Annotated in this window: 13 protein-coding genes and 1 pseudogene; 9 read left to right on the forward strand and 5 right to left on the reverse strand. The window is 40.3% G+C overall.

The window, feature by feature from the left end; all coding sequences use genetic code 11:
• Window positions 1-38: 38 nt before the first annotated feature.
• From ACO1XM_RS20430 to ACO1XM_RS20445, 4 genes are read right to left on the reverse strand one after another with little or no spacing between them, the layout of a single operon-like run.
• A complete protein-coding gene (locus ACO1XM_RS20430; RefSeq protein ID WP_486232511.1) occupies window positions 39-1,577 on the reverse strand; it encodes a YifB family Mg chelatase-like AAA ATPase in 1,539 nt (512 codons plus the stop codon).
• Between the two features lie 12 nt (window positions 1,578-1,589).
• Entirely contained in the window at window positions 1,590-1,910 is a 321-nt protein-coding gene (locus ACO1XM_RS20435; protein ID WP_486232513.1) for a hypothetical protein, read from the reverse strand.
• A 47-nt stretch (window positions 1,911-1,957) separates the two neighbouring features.
• Window positions 1,958-3,781: an ABC transporter ATP-binding protein gene (locus tag ACO1XM_RS20440; RefSeq protein ID WP_486232515.1), complete on the reverse strand. Its 1,824-nt coding sequence runs from the start codon at window positions 3,779-3,781 to the stop codon at window positions 1,958-1,960.
• 3 nt (window positions 3,782-3,784) lie between these two features.
• The gene (locus ACO1XM_RS20445) at window positions 3,785-5,476 is read right to left on the reverse strand and encodes a hypothetical protein (RefSeq protein WP_486232517.1); all 1,692 of its coding nucleotides are present in this window, start codon (window positions 5,474-5,476) and stop codon (window positions 3,785-3,787) included.
• A 129-nt stretch (window positions 5,477-5,605) separates the two neighbouring features.
• Here ACO1XM_RS20445 and ACO1XM_RS20450 point away from each other — a divergent pair, with 129 nt between their 5' ends.
• The 6 genes from ACO1XM_RS20450 to ACO1XM_RS20475 all read left to right on the forward strand — a co-directional run bounded on the left by ACO1XM_RS20450 (window position 5,606) and on the right by ACO1XM_RS20475 (window position 11,322).
• Window positions 5,606-5,851, forward strand: a complete 246-nt coding sequence (locus ACO1XM_RS20450) for a type B 50S ribosomal protein L31 (protein WP_486232519.1) — start codon at window positions 5,606-5,608, stop codon at window positions 5,849-5,851.
• 292 nt (window positions 5,852-6,143) lie between these two features.
• Entirely contained in the window at window positions 6,144-7,316 is a 1,173-nt protein-coding gene (locus tag ACO1XM_RS20455; RefSeq protein ID WP_486232521.1) for a GlmU family protein, read from the forward strand.
• A gap of 4 nt (window positions 7,317-7,320) precedes the next feature.
• The gene (locus tag ACO1XM_RS20460) at window positions 7,321-8,448 is read left to right on the forward strand and encodes a DNA polymerase III subunit (protein ID WP_486232523.1); all 1,128 of its coding nucleotides are present in this window, start codon (window positions 7,321-7,323) and stop codon (window positions 8,446-8,448) included.
• Window positions 8,449-8,549: 101 nt separating this feature from the next.
• Entirely contained in the window at window positions 8,550-9,473 is a 924-nt protein-coding gene (gene hemC, locus ACO1XM_RS20465; protein ID WP_486232525.1) for a hydroxymethylbilane synthase, read from the forward strand.
• A 36-nt stretch (window positions 9,474-9,509) separates the two neighbouring features.
• Window positions 9,510-10,385: a peptidylprolyl isomerase gene (locus tag ACO1XM_RS20470; RefSeq protein ID WP_486232527.1), complete on the forward strand. Its 876-nt coding sequence runs from the start codon at window positions 9,510-9,512 to the stop codon at window positions 10,383-10,385.
• A 34-nt stretch (window positions 10,386-10,419) separates the two neighbouring features.
• Window positions 10,420-11,322: a hypothetical protein gene (locus ACO1XM_RS20475; RefSeq protein ID WP_486232529.1), complete on the forward strand. Its 903-nt coding sequence runs from the start codon at window positions 10,420-10,422 to the stop codon at window positions 11,320-11,322.
• A gap of 107 nt (window positions 11,323-11,429) precedes the next feature.
• Here ACO1XM_RS20475 and ACO1XM_RS20480 read toward each other — a convergent pair whose 3' ends face one another.
• Window positions 11,430-13,496, reverse strand: coding sequence for a helix-turn-helix domain-containing protein (locus ACO1XM_RS20480; RefSeq protein WP_486232531.1), 2,067 nt, complete (start codon window positions 13,494-13,496; stop codon window positions 11,430-11,432).
• Window positions 13,497-13,749: 253 nt separating this feature from the next.
• Between ACO1XM_RS20480 and ACO1XM_RS20485 the strand changes: the two genes are divergently transcribed.
• The 3 genes and pseudogenes from ACO1XM_RS20485 to ACO1XM_RS20495 all read left to right on the forward strand — a co-directional run bounded on the left by ACO1XM_RS20485 (window position 13,750) and on the right by ACO1XM_RS20495 (window position 16,692).
• Complete coding sequence (locus tag ACO1XM_RS20485; protein WP_486232533.1) at window positions 13,750-14,337, forward strand: ankyrin repeat domain-containing protein; 588 nt, start codon at window positions 13,750-13,752, stop codon at window positions 14,335-14,337.
• Between the two features lie 89 nt (window positions 14,338-14,426).
• Complete coding sequence (locus ACO1XM_RS20490; protein WP_486232536.1) at window positions 14,427-15,533, forward strand: acyltransferase family protein; 1,107 nt, start codon at window positions 14,427-14,429, stop codon at window positions 15,531-15,533.
• Window positions 15,534-15,723: 190 nt separating this feature from the next.
• Window positions 15,724-16,692: pseudogene (locus ACO1XM_RS20495) on the forward strand (bile acid:sodium symporter family protein).
• Window positions 16,693-16,715 lie beyond the last annotated feature (23 nt).

A 16,715-nucleotide genomic window follows, 5' to 3' on the forward strand; every position in this document is an offset into this window, starting at 1 on the left:
ACATTGTCAATTGTCAATTTCATCATTGTTAACTGAACTTATCCTGCCCAACCCTCTCTATCTAAACTTCTGTATTGAATGGCTTCCGCCAAATGTTCTGTCTTAATATTTTCAGCACCCGCCAGATCGGCAATGGTGCGCGATACTTTTAAAATACGATCGTAAGCACGTGCACTTAATCCTAAACGCTCCATAGCCGTTTTCAACAAAGCACGTCCTGCTTCATTGATCTCACACACTTCTTTTACCATGTTGGAAGGCATCATGGCATTAGAGTATACGTCAGTATGTTTTTCAAAACGTTTGCTCTGTATTTCACGTGCCTTCACCACGCGTTCTCGAATTTCGCTGCTGCTCTCTGCTTTTCTGCGTGCGGTCATCTCATCAAAACCAACTGGCACTACCTCCACATGCAAGTCGATACGGTCTAGCAAAGGCCCGCTGATTTTACTTAAGTAGCGTTGCACAATACCCGGCCCACACACACATTCTTTTTCAGGATGATTATAATAACCACACGGACAGGGATTCATGCTGGCGACTAACATGAAGTTAGCGGGATAATCAAGCGATATTTTCGCGCGCGAAATAGTAACACGTCTCTCCTCCATCGGTTGACGCATTACTTCTAACACGGTTCGCTTAAACTCAGGCAATTCATCTAAAAACAAAACGCCATTGTGTGCTAATGAAATTTCTCCGGGTTGTGGATTACCTCCTCCTCCAACAAGCGCTACATCCGAAATAGTGTGATGCGGGCTGCGGAAGGGGCGAGTCGTCATGAGAGATGCATCACGACCGAGACGACCTGCAACAGAATGTATCTTGGTAGTCTCGAGTGCTTCGTGTAAAGAGAGTGGTGGCAATATACTGGCGATGCGTTTTGCCAACATGGTTTTACCGGCACCAGGTGGACCGATCATAATCACATTATGTCCTCCGGCTGCGGCAATCTCCATCGCACGCTTTATATTTTCCTGACCTTGCACATCTTTGAAGTCAGCATTGTAGTTGTTGAGCTCCGCATTAAATATTTCGCGTGTATCAACAACAAGGGGTGTAATCTGTAGGCGATCTTCAAAAAAATCAACGGCTTCTGCTAATGTTGAGACGGGTATAACGTCAATACTATTCACAATGGCCGCTTCACGTGCATTGTCTTTGGGCAGCATAATGCCTTTAAAGCCTTCTTTTCTGGCTTGTATGGCAATGGGTAAAACACCTTTGATCGGACGAAGGGTACCATCTAATGCCAACTCACCCATCACCATGTATTGCTCGAGCTTCTCGGTAACAATTTGTCCGGATGCTTTTAACACACATAAAGCAATGGGCAAATCGTATGCTGATCCTTCCTTTCTTAAATCTGCAGGGGCTAAGTTTACGACAGTTTTTTGTCGTGGCATGTAATAGCCAAAAGTTTTTAGAGAAGATTCAACACGGTGCTCACTTTCTTTAACGGCACCATCAGGCAGGCCACTCATCCAAAATTTGGCGCCTTGACCTACGTTTACTTCTACGGTAATGGTACGGGCATCCACTCCTTGTACTGCACTTCCGAATGTTTTCGCCAACATGGCTAAAAAGTATTATTTCCCTTCTTTCTGAGCAGCTGCCGCTGCCTGCTTTTTTGCTGCTTCCTGCAAATCGAAAAGTTTTGCTTTCAGCATATTCAGCTCTTGGGTGAGAGCCGCTTTTTCTTTCAATGTATTTCTGTTCGTAATAAAGTACCAACCAGCATCAATCAGCAACATAAGTAAGCCTGCAAATGTTACCCATTTAAACATGGGTACATAGCCTACCATCTTAAATAACAAGCCAGTGTCATTGTTTAACATGACTGTAAAAATGAAGGCGCCTAAGTGAAAAGCACCAAAAGCTATGTAAAAAATAAGGCGATTGCGATTCATGATCTTCGTTTTCGGTTATAAGGACACTGGAAAGTTAAATAAAAATGTCAGACTTTCTGAATTTCTGTGAGTTTACGATACAAACCGCTATTCGCAATCAGCTCCTCATGCCTACCCCTTTCTACGATTTCTCCGTTTTGTACCACTACAATTTCATCGGCATGTTGTATAGTGCTCAAGCGATGGGCAATCACAATAGAAGTCCTATTCTCCATCAATTTGGTCAGGGCATCCTGCACAAGACGCTCGGATTCCGAATCCAAGGCTGAAGTAGCTTCATCTAAGATTAAAATTGGGGGATTTTTGAGCACAGCACGCGCAATGCTTAAGCGCTGACGCTGCCCGCCTGATAATTTACTACCGCGTTCACCAATGGTAGTTTGATATCCCTGTTCAGTTTGCACAATGAAGTCATGTGCATTGGCCACCTTAGCTGCACGCATCACATCTTCTTCCCGCACGTTTTCCATACCAAAGGCGATGTTATTAAAAATGGTATCGTTAAAAAGAATAGACTCTTGCGTAACCACACCCATAACACTGCGGAGTGATTCCAACTCATAATCCTTCAATGAAAGCCCATCTAGCAATACTTCACCTTTAAGGGGATCGTAAAAGCGAGGCACTAAATCGGCCAGAGTAGATTTACCACCACCCGATGGCCCTACCAGGGCGAGAGTCTTCCCTTTTTTAACCGACAGGTTAATATTTTTAAGCACCGTGTTATCATTATAAGCGAAGCTTACATTATTAAACTCAATTTTATCCTCAAATGATTTGAGCACAACTGCATTTGGTTTGCTCTGAATAGCAGACTCGGTATCGATGATTTCGAAAATGCGCCTTGCCGAGATAATACCTTTTTGCAATGAGGTAATGCCATTAGAAAAATTCTTTGCTGGCTGTATCATTGAAGCATAAATGGTGAGGAATAAAATGAAGGATGATGCTTTCAATTCCTCATCGCCTGCTAAAACTGATTTACCACCGTAGTACAGAATAATAGCCACAATGAATACACCCAGTAACTCCGAAAGGGGTGAAGCTAATTCATTTTTTCGCGATAAGGACATGTTCACTTTTTTGTGAAAAGCTGTTTCTGTTTCAATCTTTTTTAATAGAAAATTTCTTGCATTAAAGGCATAGATAACCCGCATACCGCCAAAAGCTTCATCCAGAATATTGACAATTCTGCCCATCGTCTCCTGACTCTGTTGTGCTCTTTTCTTCAACCGCTTAATAATTTCAGCAATTAGTCCCCCGGTTATTGGCAAGATGATTAAAGTCACCAACGCCAGCTTAACCGAAATGGAAAACAGCATGATGATAAAAACCACCAGTGTAATGGGTTCTTTAAAAACCGACTTCAAGCTATTAACCACAGCACCTTCTACTTCAGACACATCGTTTGTAAATCTTGAAATCAAATCTCCCTTTCTTTGATCGTTAAAGAAGCCGATGTGCAGTTTAGTGATATTCGAGAAAATATTTACCCTCATGTTCTTAACTACATCAGCTTTTAACAAGGAGGCTGTCATGCGCTCAAGGTAGCGGAAGAGGTTAGAGAGGAATACAAAGAATACAATCGATATACAAACAAATAACAATGCATCCAAAGGCCCATTATTGACTACGCTACTTGTCATGTAGTGGCGGAACAAGCCTTTAAAATAATCGATTGTTAATGAGAACTCAGGCATTGGCACGATGGCAACTTCTCCGTTTTGGTTGAAGAGTACATCCAACATAGGTTGTGTAAGACCTAGATAGGTAGCTTGAAAAACAACACCTAATACTGAAAATAAGAAAAATTGAAAAAGTCTTAAACCAAGCTGTGGGGCGTAACTTAATATTCTGAAATAAACCTTCATCTTTTAAAATTCGTAATGACGCTGTGCGATGTTCCAACGCAGACTTAAACTAGCAATTGTACTATTATTCTGATAAAGCGGATCGGGGCTTTTACTATCCCGTGTGATTAACACTGCATCGATAAAGAGATTATGTTTCAACATCCAGCTTCCTGTAAAGCTTCCGTACATAATATCTTGTTGTATGCCCTGGCCAATAGTATTGTTAAAGTCCTGCTGCCGGGTTGTATAATTCTTCAAAATGTTACCACCCCAGTTTTCATTTACACCATCGCGACCGGTCTTAATCATGATTACTTTTGCAGTAAGTGTTAATTTTGACACAGGCTGATAACGAATGATGCCTAATAGCTCCTGAAAATTAGAACCTAAAGGATGCGTAAGCGACTGATTAAAATTAGAGTAACTTCCATACTGGGTATAGTGAGAGAAAGTAAATGGTCTCACTACATTCAATTCACCTTGAATATCAAGATTAGAGACGCCAAAAGCATCGATATATTTTAAGCCTGCTTGTGCTGCGAATTTATTAGCCCACCAACCATTACCTGCCCGAATATTGTCGAGTAAAAACTCGTCCAGTGTGAGCTGACCATAGAGCTGTACTTTTTTAATAACATTCCATTTAAAATCGGAACCCAACAATACATTATCGCGACTGCCGGTTTGATGTTCAATGGCCCTGTAAAAAATAATTGGGTTCGCATAGGCAAAATCAAACTTACCCTGATTCAACGAGTCAGCGCCAAACACCACCGATTCAAAAACACCAATGTTTAATTTCTTACCTACGTTAATGCTGAAATGATGCAAGGCCACAAACTTTTCCGGATAACCTGAATCACCAAAAGAACCGCCCGCGTTGCCACGTGGCTCAGCAGTATAGCGGTTGATAAGAAATAAATAATTGAGTTTCCAGACTTTCACATTTCCTTTTAAGAAAAGTCCTGGTGGCGAATAATCAGACAAAATCATTGATCGATGGCCATTGCCTATGAAAAAACGATCGTGTCCGAACTGCAGGTTGATGTGTTTGGTTGCTTCGAAAGTGATGTAGCCTCTGGCTTGCAAAAAGTCTACACCCGGCCCTCCTTTATACCCCTTCCAGAAACCTTCGTGTGGCACCGCACCTATCCGCCTTCTCTCTTCGTTCACATATTCAGGCATGATCATCTGATTTTCGGTCAGGTAGGTATAGAAACCCACTTTACCATCTACCATACCTCTCACCTCTGCTCCTCTTGTATTAATAAAGAGCTGATCATCGCTTAAACGAGTATCAGTTCCTACCCCTGTGTATAAAATAGGGTTTATATGAACATCAAAATCTTCACTATGATAGCTATAGAAATCGGCCTTCTTTTTATAAAAGTGCTTTAAAACTGGTTTTTTGCTATCGGCATCCTCAGCCTGGCTCCACTCCCAGCTATCATTTCGGATATAGGCTGCATTAAATTGATCGCTTTTCGAGGTCAGCTTGCCATCTGCATCAACAGAGTCTATAAAAGCCACTACATCCGAGCGTTTGTACTGTTTTACACCTGTAAATATTTGAGGATAGATTTTCCCCGCCTTTATTTCGTAGCGGTCAATACGCTGGTAATAGTCTTCATTCAGGGGTATGTAGCTACTTTGAGCAAGTGCCAAACCTGAAAAATGGAGGAAAAGCCATAAAAACGCTGATTTTCTTCTCATAAAAACATAAAATTAAGGCTTTCGATGCTCTTTTTGCTGTTTTTCAGGATTTATTAAAAAGGGGTGCTTGTATTTTGCTGCCTGACTCCTATCTTTGCAGTCCCTTTTGAGAAAAACATCAATTTTGATATGAGAAACGACATTCATCCGGAATATAACGAAGTTGTTTTCCACGACATGGCAAGCGATTTTAAATTTTTAACTCGCTCTACCCTTAAGTCTAAGGAAACTGTAAAGTGGGAAGATGGCAAAGAATACCCTGTAATTAAGGTCGAAGTGAGCTCTGCTTCACATCCTTTTTACACTGGTAAGAAATTGTTTGTGGATACCGCTGGTCGCGTTGAAAAATTCAAGAACAAATACAAAAAAGCATAATTACTTCTTCTAATTATTTTGCTAGAAATCCTTCCTTGTCACTGGGGAAGGATTTTTTCTTTTATAACTGGCCCAAATAAATCATCTAATTCACGTGTATCACTACTATCTAGCTATCAATCTGAAGTTATTGTCAAAGAATGACAATCCGTCAGACCACTGAACGCTGAAGTAAACAGCGGTCAGACGGATTCAAAACACGAAGAAAGGTTAGCGAAAAAGCTTTTCACTTATTTGGCAATCAACTTTCCCAATCGCGCTGAAATTACCAATAAGCCCTTATTTTTACTCCATGAATCTTGTACTGTTTGACGATCCCAACTTTCGCATCAACCTGTTGCCTTTCACCTTTACGCGTCCTGTTGCTGACATACGCATCGGCATTATAACCATTCGCGAAAAGTGGGAGCACTATTTTGGTGACAAGAGCTCAAGCCTTACTGAAACTTACCTTCAGGCAAAATATCCTGCGCTGGCCACAGCCGACAACCTGATGATTAACGGAGCGTTGTGTCCTGATGAAAATATAGTAAGTGCTATTAAACAACTAACAATCGGCCAAAGTCTTGTTAGCGAAAATGTGGTATTGGCTGCGCGCTGCAATACACTTGATTTATCTTTAGCAAAAGAACGTATTACCTACGCTGGCAACTATACACTGATTGATCAGCCCTGGAAAATTTTTGAACACAATGCAGCTGAACTGAAAAAGGATTTTGCATTGATTACCAAGGGAAGAAAATCATTTGGCATACAAGACAAACATACCATTGTATATGGCGCAGAAAATATTTTTGTAGAAGAAGGTGCTGATATTAAAGCTGCTGTACTCAACGCGGAAAGTGGACCGATCTACATTGGCAAAAATGCTGTAGTGCAGGAAGGCTCACTCATCAAGGGATCTTTTGCTTTGTGCGAAGGCTCTACTGTAAACATGGGTGCAAAAATGAGAGGCGATTCAACTATTGGTCCACATTGCAAAGTTGGCGGTGAAATCAGCAACAGTGTGTTGTTTGGTTTTAGCAACAAGGGACACGATGGCTTTCTTGGTAACTCCGTATTAGGTGAGTGGTGTAACTTGGGTGCAGATACCAACACCTCTAACTTAAAAAATAATTACGATCAGGTGAAGTTATGGAGTTATGCCAAACGTGGTTTTGTTAATACCAGCCAGCAGTTTTGTGGCTTAATGATGGGCGACCACAGTAAGTGCGGTATTAACACCATGTTTAATACGGGTACCGTGGTAGGTGTCTCAGCTAATATTTTTGGCGATGGCTACCCGCGTAATTTCGTCCCTTCATTTTCATGGGGAGGCGCTTCGGGTTTTATTCCTTATCAACTCAATAAAGCCTTTGAAACTGCCGAACGCGTGATGAGTCGCAGACATATAGCACTTACTCAACTTGACAAAGACATATTGAAACATATCTTTGATTCAACCGAAGAATTAAAGAAAGCCTGACGTTATGCTCTTCTCTCAAATACCCGGACTAACAGAAGTAAAAAAAGTTTTGCTGCAAGCAGTACAAAACAATCATGTGGCGCACGCGCAACTTTTTTTGGGTGCCGAAGGTGCCTTGAATTTACCATTGGCATTGGCTTACATTACTTATCTGCATTGCCAGAATCCTGGTGAAGAAGATGCTTGTGGTGTTTGTGCTGCTTGTAGCAAAAACCTGAAATTTATTCATCCGGATACACACTTTGTTTTTCCTATTGGGAATATTAAGGGTAGCAAAGACGAGGAAACTTTTAAAATTGAAAAGCTAAAAACCTGGAGAAGTTTTTTGCTGCAACAACCTTTTGGCAACATTGAAGACTGGGCTAATTTTTATGGTGGCGAAGACAAGCAGGCTAACATCTCGAAAGAAGAAAGCCGGGAGATTGTTAAAGCACTTTCGTTAAAACCTTTCGAGAGTAAAAATAAAGTGATGATCATCTGGCAGCCGGAATACATGCATCCTTCGGCAGCTAATGGCATTCTTAAAATATTAGAAGAACCGACACCCAATACTTACTTCATCCTGATTACCAACGCAGCGGATCGTTTGTTGCCCACCATCTTATCACGTACACAACTTATTACCGTGCCCCTGCTCAGCGATACTGAGTTAGAGCAGTATTTGATGGAACATATGGAAGTAGATGAGAAGCGGGCAGCCAAGGCAGCACAACTGGCTGATGGCAACTTGAATCTTTCTTTTAAAATTTTATCGAAAGAAGAGGACAATAACACGCAGCGCTTTATTGAATGGATGCGCACTTGCTTTAAAAAAGATTATATCGGTCTGGTTGGCATGGCTGATGAATACCACAACCTGGATAAACTAAGTCAGCGCAGCATGCTTTCGTATAGCATGAATATGCTGAGAGAAACACTGCTTCACATCTCCGGAGCCAGTGGCATTAACCGAACCCGGGGTGAAGAATTACAATTTGTGCAAAACTTCGGAAAAGTGCTCAACTGGCAAAAAATAGAAAAATCGGTACAGCTCATGAGCGATGCCACCTATCACCTGGAAAGAAATGGCAGCGCCAAAATGATATTTCTGGATCTTTCTGTTAACTTGTCTAAAACACTAACTAATAATTAGATGATTCGTTGATGTGCTGATGTGTTGATTCAATATAATTTCCAATAGCACATGAGCAAATCAACATATCAGCACATCAGTTCATTTTCAAACCATATAGTATGACAATACGCATAGGTACCCGTGGTAGTAAGTTGGCTCTTTGGCAGGCAGAACACATTGCACAGTTACTCCGCCCATCCGGCATGAAAACTGAGATTGTTGCCATTGACACCAAAGGAGATAAAATTCTGGATGTGACCATTGGCAAAATTGGCAGCAAAGGTGTGTTCACAGAAGAAATTGAAGCCAAGCTATTGGATGGCAGTATTGACATTGCCGTTCACAGCGCCAAGGATTTGTCGAGTGAGCTACCGGAAGAACTGGAATTGATTGCCTTCACTGAAAGAGAGCAAGTTAATGACGTATTGGTAAGTACGAATAAACACCTGGATTTATTCAAAGTAGGCCTGCGCATTGGTACTGCCTCCACCCGCAGGGTTGCTTTTTTAAAACACTACTATCCTAACATCGAATCTGTGACCGTACGCGGCAACTTACAGACACGCATTGAAAAAATGAAAGCTGGTGAATGTGATGCCCTTATGCTCGCTTACGCAGGTGTTCATCGACTTGGTTACGATAATCTGATTGCGGATAAAATTGAAACCAGCTATTTTGTTCCGGCTGTGGGTCAGGGCACTATTGCTGTGGAGTGTCATAAAAAACTTGATTTCAAAAAGAAAGATGCCGTGCAGCGTTATATCAATCACCCTGATACAGAAGATTGTTTACGCGCAGAGCGTTCTTTCTTAAAAACTTTGCAAGGCGGTTGCAGCATACCTTCGTTCGGTTATGCACACTACGAAGGCAATTTGATTACACTAAAAGCTGGTATTATTTCGTTGGATGGTAAGCGTGTGGTGAAGATAAAAGACGCAGCGCCTGCTATTGATGCTAAAGAGCTTGGCAAACGTGTGGCATTAGAAGTGTTAGCGGAAGGCGGACAGGAAATTCTCAACAAAATCAGACTCCTGCAAGCTTAGTTAAGGAACATTAAAAAATATTGGTATCTGAATTATATGAATCGTGTCAGCTTTTTCTCCCTGTTCTTATCCTTCACCTTTTTATTAGGATGTGCTCAATCTAAAAAGACAGATTATGTAGTCACCATTAAAACCAGCTATGGTGATATGGTTGCCATTCTTTATGATGAAACACCGAAGCATAAAGAGAATTTTATCGCTCTTGCGAAGAGAAAATATTTTGATAGTTTATTATTTCACCGTGTTATCCCCAATTTCATGATTCAGGGTGGTGACCCCGATTCGAAAAAAGCAATGGCAGGGCAGCCTGTAGGTACCGGTGGACCTGGTTATACAGTACCCGCAGAATTTGTGCCTTCACTGTTTCATGAAAAAGGTGCCTTGTCGGCAGCACGATTAGGCGATAAACAAAATCCACAACGTGCCTCTAGTGGTTCTCAGTTTTATATTGTGCATGGTCAGGTTTGGAAAGAGAGCGACTTGCTGATCGATCAAAATAAATTAGGCATGGGCATGCAGCAGTTAATTTCAAAACCTGAGAACAAGCCTTTGTATGATTCTTTAGTTCAATTATACCAGACAGATCAAACTGCGTATCAGGCATGTATAAATTCGCTGGTACCGCGAATTGAAAGAGAAACAGGTATTAAAGTGAATAAGTCAATGGCTCCTGAGCGATTGAAAGCCTATACAACTACAGGCGGAGCGCCTCACCTTGATGATCAATATACCGTATTTGGAAAAGTAATTAAAGGATTAGAGGTGATTGATAAAATAGCAGCATTGGAGCGCAATCGTGCTGACAGACCGACTGAAGATGTACGCATGTTTGTTACAGTTGAAGAGATGCCAAAGAAGAAAATCACCAAGCTTTATGGCCACAAATATCCTGAAGAGCAAAAAAAGAAATAAGTAGTAAAGCTCAATATCCCGATCACGTTTAATTATGCGTAACCTTATCAAGATTATTGTTCTGACTTTCTCTTTAGGATGCGGTGTAGCTGCACAAGCACAGCAAGCCCTCATTACCATGAAGGACAGTGCACGAGTCTCTACAGAAATAAAAACGATTCAGGATAATTTACTTATTGTAAAAGAAGGTGCACTCTCACTGAATCTTATTGCCATCATCCAATTTCAAACGGAAGATCAGCAGACCGTAAATCCTGCTTTAATTGAAAATTTACTGAAAGAAAACATAGTTGTTTATATCGGACAAGTAAAGGTTATTAAAGAAAAAGAAGTGGCTCCAGCAAGCGACACCATTCGGCAGAGCATTACCACCATTGCCAGTCCTGCTGTTGTAGGTAAGCCTACTGAAGAAAAGCAACAAGAAGATATGCCAGCGCAAGAAAACAGTCCAGCACCTGAAGAGGATGATGAAGTTAGCAATACTAACTTATACCTGGGCATCGGAATCGGTCTTGATTATGGTGGTGTTGGGGGGCGTTTAACTTTTATTCCGGGTGATGCTGATAAGACTTCGGTAGGTGTTTTTGTGGCTACTGGTTTTGCGTTAAACGGACTTGGCTTTAACGCTGGTTTGGCTTTACGGATTGGTGACCAAAAAATGGTCCCCACTATATCTGCCATGTATGGTTATAATGGTGTGATAAAAGTAGTAGGGGCACCTCAATATGACAAAACGTATTATGGGCCTTCGCTTGCAATCGGTTTTGAGAATAAGACAAGAAACAGTGATGACAACTACATCCATTTGGAATTGGTTATTCCATTTAGATCTTCTGCCTTTGAGAATGATATCAAAACATTGCAAAACACTTCAGGTATTGAGATCAATGACCCCTCGCCTGTGCTGATAAGTATTGGGTATCATTTTAAGATTTAGTAAGTAGTGTGCAGGGTTATTTAGAAATTTAAAGTACTTGTTATAAAGAATTTAGAATTTAGAATTTAGAATTTTCAAATCATCAAATTTTCAAATCAACCAATCCCTTACCGCTTCACCAGCAATCCTTCTTCATCCAAAGCTTCTTTCAGTAATTCATGCGATTCCCAGAATTTTGATTTTGTAATCTCAAAATACTTTCTGAATTCAGGATTATTTATAATGGAAATCATAACCGGATCATCTTCCATAAACAATATAATCCAGTATTGCACATTATCTTCTTTTGAAAATAGCTTCATGTGCTCTATTGCTTCCTTTTGCTGACCTACATAAGCATAGTAAGCCGCAAGCCCCAGGTTCTTATACATCGATTTATCCTGATCAAAAAATGCTTTATAATTTTTTACTAACTCATCAGACTTTGCTTTTAATCCTTGCTGTGCAAGCACATAGGCTATGGTTAAGTCTTCGTGATGGTAAATATCCATTTGCTGCGACTCACGAATCTCTAAAAATCGTTTATAATACTGATACGCACCTTTATAATCATGCATGTAATAGCTCACTTTACCGATATCCTGCAGGATATCAAAACGCGTAGTGTCTTTATTAAATTCAACAAGTAATAAATCCCTTGTTTGCTTCGCATCCTTATCTCTCGCAAAAAGAATAAAGGCACGCACATATTTTGCATAGGGATTAGCCGGATTATACGCTAAGGCTCTATCTATGTATAATAACGACTCTTCTACAAAGCCATTTTGAATTAAAGCATTTCCTAAACGTAAATAAGTATAGCTTGCCGTTGTTGAATCAAGGGAAGCAATATCTAGCTGAATACCTTTCAAAGCATAGGCCAAATACTTTTCGGTGTTGGGATTATAAATCGAGTAGAAGTCTGACAGGAAACCAATGACCTCAGCAGAATTTGGGTTGTACTCAAGGGCTTTTTCTAAATAAGGCACGGCTGCTTCATATTCCTTTCTGGTCATGTAGGCTAAGGCTTTCGCCACCAGACTTCCGCCTAGTTTTGAATCATATAAAAATGCTTTGTCTGCATATTGACTGATTTCTTCGGAATATCTTTTCTCTGCCTTAAATACATCCAGATAGTAATAGGCTATTGCCGTCTCTGCATAGGCCACTGCAAACTCAGAATCTTGTTCAATCGCTTGCTTAAAAAAATCAATGGCCTTCAATTCGTTTTCTTCCCCACCTACTATTTGCAGGTTTTTCCCTTTTAAATACAAATCATACGCGGCCAGATTCTCTGTTGGTTTTTTCTCAATTCTCTGTTTTTCATCAGGTGTAATCACAGCCTGAATTTCATTGGCAATACTGCGGGCTATCTCCTGCTGCAGCTGAAAAATATCTTTAACTTCTCTTTTGTATTGGTTAGACCATAAGTGCCGATCAGTAGATGCCTCAATCAACTGTATGTTAAGCAAAATCTGATCTCCGATTTTTTGTCCGCTTCCTTCAACGAAATAACGCACGTTCAACTCCTTTGCCATCTCAGGAATTGACTTGTTACTGTTTCTATACTTTTCTGAAGAGGTTCGACTGATCACACGCAAGTCTTGAATTTTTTGTAAATTCAGTAAAGTAGATTCCATCAGTCCATTAATCAGGTAAACATTGGTGGAGTCATTGCTTTCGTTCTTAAAAGGTAAGATGGCAATCGACTTTTCAAGTTCTCCTTCATTCTTTGTGATTGTACTTCTGCTGTATATAAAGAGTAAAACCAATACCACAAGCGCAGTTCCGGCTGAAACCGCTATCCATAACTTTTTAGGCTTATTACCAATAGCCATGGGGGTTGAAGTTACTTCGGGGTGCTTGCCAACCTCACCGGGGGGATATCCATAATACTCGCGAAAGCATTTAATAAAATATGACGTGCTGTTGAAACCCACCTGGTGCGATACCTCAGAGACATTTAAAGATCCGGGGCGCAACATCTCCATGGCGCGGTGTAGACGCACCTGATTAATCAACTGACTTACTGAAAGCTTACTTTCCTTTTTTACCTTTCTCAGCAGGTTAGACCTGCTCATGTTCATGGCATCGGCCAATTCGGAAACACCAAATTGCTCGTTAGCCATATTTTTTTCAATAAGGGCAGTTACCTGACTCAAAAATTCATTTGAAGGTGTTGAGTTGGCAGACATAGGACAGTGCTTTGATAAAATTTCAACAAAATACTGTTACAATATGCAGTAAAAAAATGGACTGAGCACCTTTGGTGAGATGGTTCTGAACAATCAAAAATCGTCAGAAACCGAGGGTTTGCGCGATAATTTATACTTCTGCATCAAAATTTATATGCTTTGCTGCAACTTTGATGCTTTTAGCCGCATGGATATTTAGTCACCAGACACCTTCAACCAGTTCTTTGCACTACAAAATAAAATTCATTCACTTATGAAAACCAGTATGATCAATCCATTAAAAACAAGTTTTGTAATCGCATTATTCGCCATGTTGTTAACCTCGGGCGCTTGCCAGGACAAAAAAGGTGCAGCGGAAAGTAAACAAAGCAAAAGCAATGCCCCGGCACCTCAAATGGATATCCACACGGCTGTAGTTACCGGCAATCTTGAGGCTGTACAAATGCACATAGCCGCGGGTACCGACATTAACACAAAAGATCCATTTGGCGGATCAAGTCCACTCATCAGTGCGGCCGTTTTTGGAAAGTCTGAAATTGCCAAAGTACTCATTGATGCCGGTGCTGACATCAATTTTCAAAACAACGAAGGGTCTACTGCTTTACATACCGCTGCCTTCTTTTGCCGACCAGAGATTGTAAAAATGCTCATTGCCAAAAACGCCAACAGAACGCTCAAGAATAAATACAATTCAACTGCCTACGAGAATGTAGCCGGTTCATTCAGTGACGTAAAACCTGTATATGATATGATGGTCAGTGCGCTCGGCCCCATGGGTTTAAAACTAGACTATGCATACCTGGAAAAGACCCGTCCGGAAATTGCTGCTATGTTAAAATAGTTGACCTCAAAATCAGTATTATCTGACTAAAAAACAAAATGGTTTATAACCAGTTTTAGTCGGCAATATTTATATCAAAATTAAGAACTATGTTAACTGTCGACAGACGATATGATATTGACTGGATAAGGGTAATTGCTATCTGGTTACTCCTCATCTATCATTCATCTATTGGGTTTCAGCCCTGGGGTATGATGATTGGATTTATTACAAACGCTAAACCATGGACGGCCTTATGGACGCCCATGGCCATGCTGAATGTGTGGCGAATACCTTTGCTTTTCTTTGTGTCTGGCATGGGTGTGTACTTCGCTATTCAAAACAGAAACTGGATAGCATTACTTCAAGAGCGTGCTTACCGCATACTTGTGCCTCTTGCGTTTGGCAGCTTTTGCATCGTGCCTATTCACATTTATATTATGAGTAGTTATTATGGTCTGGAGTATACTTACTTTCCTTATTCAGGCCATCTTTGGTTCTTAGGAAACATCTTTGTTTATATCCTACTCTTCATACCATTGTTCTATTACCTGCTGAAAAATGAAAATGGAAAGTTAGCATTGAGTATAAAGAAAGTAATGCGTCATCCTGTGGGCTTACTCATTGTCGTTGTTGCCTTTATCATAGAAGTTTTGGTTATCAAGCCTCAGCCCTATGAGTTCTATGTCATGAATCTACATGGATTTTTTCTTGGCTTACTTTCATTCTTCTTTGGGTTCACTTTTGTTTTTAGTGGCGAACAATTTTGGAAAATGATTGCACGCTGGCGGTGGCCTTTTTTCCTTGGCGGCACTACACTCTTTGTATTGCGCATTGCCGAATTTCAGATAAATAAGTCACTGTCTTTTTACCTGCTTCCTGCAGAGACTATTTGTTGGATACTGACTGTATTAGCATTTGGCAACAGCTATTTAAACCATAATAGTAAAACCCTGCAATATTTAAGTCAGGCTGCTTATCCGATCTATGTACTTCACATGATTTTTCTATATGTAGGTTCTGCTATCATTTTTCCACTTGACATTGTGGCACCGCTTCAATTCTTACTTACACTTATTTTTTCTTTTGCTGGTTGCTACATCACCTACGAAATTATACGAAGAATAAAAGTATTAAGATTCTTATTTGGTCTAAATGTTTCGCCTCAGTCCACGTCCTCACAGACTAACATACAGAAGTTAACCAATACTAATTGATTTAAAAGTTGCATTATGTCACGCATCGTCTCCCGCTTCAGGGGACGATGCAAATTGATAGATGACATTCCATTTGCTCTATTTCCTGAAATTGTTAAATGATTGCTATATCATACAAATTTGATTTTAACAGCTTCACTACCATCTGTACTAATTCTGGTATATCTTGCCTTTGAAATCATTTGCTTCAATGAAAATCGATCGCTTTGTACTGTTCATCATACTCACAATAGTTATTGCTTACTTTTTTCCAACGTGGGCAGTACAAGCGGGTGGTTCATCCCTTGAGCTTATCAGCAGTATCGGAGTTTCACTTATTTTCTTTTTCTACGGTCTAAAGCTCAGTTTTGAAAAGCTAAAATAAGGGTTAAAAAATTGGCGACTTCATTTACTGGTTCAATCCACCACCTTCCTGATTTTCCCACTTATTGTTTTGGCATTTTATCCCTTAGCCAATACCGATGATCAGAAAACCCTGTGGCTTGCTATCTTTTTTCTGGCTTCCTTACCCTCTACTGTTTCTTCTTCTGTAGTGATGGTGTCTATTGCCAAGGGCAACATACCCGCTGCAATTTTTAATGCAAGTCTGTCAGGAATTATAGGAATAGGCTTAACACCTGTATGGATGGGTTTGTTTTTACAAAGCACCGGAACTGCCTTTAATTTCAGCACCATCTATCTTAAACTATTGCTGGAAATTATTGCGCCTGTAGTACTGGGAATTTTGTTACAACCATTCTTTGGAAAATATATTTTAAAATACAGCCATCAACTTTCTTTTTTTGATAGAGTCATTATCCTCCTGATCATTTACAAGAGTTTTGCTGAATCCTTTGTAAATAATTTATTCGATGTGTTAAGTCTTAAGATGTTGCTAACACTATTTCCGATTGTGTTAGTTCTGTTTTTTGTAGTTTATTACTTTACTGGCTACCTGGCTACCTACCTGAAATTTAACAGAGCCGATCGCATTACCACACAGTTTTGTGGCACCAAAAAATCCTTGGTCCATGGAACAGTCTTTTCAAAAATACTATTTGCCAAGTCAGCCTCTGCAGGTATCATGCTGTTGCCCTTAATGCTCTTTCATGCGCTGCAAATTCTAATCATCAGCGTTATTGCAACCAAACTTGCTCAACGGGATACCGCAAAACAATAAATACTCTAAATTTATCTGTAAAC

The sequence above is a fragment of the Chryseotalea sp. genome (assembly GCF_057350905.1).

Excerpts from the sequence above, each read along its gene's own strand:
- ACO1XM_RS20430 (WP_486232511.1), bottom strand. The coding sequence starts at position 1,577 with ATGTTGGCGAAAACATTCGGAAGTGCAGTACAAGGAGTGGATGCCCGT.
- ACO1XM_RS20435 (WP_486232513.1), bottom strand. The coding sequence starts at position 1,910 with ATGAATCGCAATCGCCTTATTTTTTACATAGCTTTTGGTGCTTTTCAC.
- ACO1XM_RS20440 (WP_486232515.1), bottom strand. The coding sequence starts at position 3,781 with ATGAAGGTTTATTTCAGAATATTAAGTTACGCCCCACAGCTTGGTTTA.
- ACO1XM_RS20445 (WP_486232517.1), bottom strand. The coding sequence starts at position 5,476 with ATGAGAAGAAAATCAGCGTTTTTATGGCTTTTCCTCCATTTTTCAGGT.
- ACO1XM_RS20450 (WP_486232519.1), top strand. The coding sequence starts at position 5,606 with ATGAGAAACGACATTCATCCGGAATATAACGAAGTTGTTTTCCACGAC.
- ACO1XM_RS20455 (WP_486232521.1), top strand. The coding sequence starts at position 6,144 with ATGAATCTTGTACTGTTTGACGATCCCAACTTTCGCATCAACCTGTTG.
- ACO1XM_RS20460 (WP_486232523.1), top strand. The coding sequence starts at position 7,321 with ATGCTCTTCTCTCAAATACCCGGACTAACAGAAGTAAAAAAAGTTTTG.
- hemC (WP_486232525.1), top strand. The coding sequence starts at position 8,550 with ATGACAATACGCATAGGTACCCGTGGTAGTAAGTTGGCTCTTTGGCAG.
- ACO1XM_RS20470 (WP_486232527.1), top strand. The coding sequence starts at position 9,510 with ATGAATCGTGTCAGCTTTTTCTCCCTGTTCTTATCCTTCACCTTTTTA.
- ACO1XM_RS20475 (WP_486232529.1), top strand. The coding sequence starts at position 10,420 with ATGCGTAACCTTATCAAGATTATTGTTCTGACTTTCTCTTTAGGATGC.
- ACO1XM_RS20480 (WP_486232531.1), bottom strand. The coding sequence starts at position 13,496 with ATGTCTGCCAACTCAACACCTTCAAATGAATTTTTGAGTCAGGTAACT.
- ACO1XM_RS20485 (WP_486232533.1), top strand. The coding sequence starts at position 13,750 with ATGAAAACCAGTATGATCAATCCATTAAAAACAAGTTTTGTAATCGCA.
- ACO1XM_RS20490 (WP_486232536.1), top strand. The coding sequence starts at position 14,427 with ATGTTAACTGTCGACAGACGATATGATATTGACTGGATAAGGGTAATT.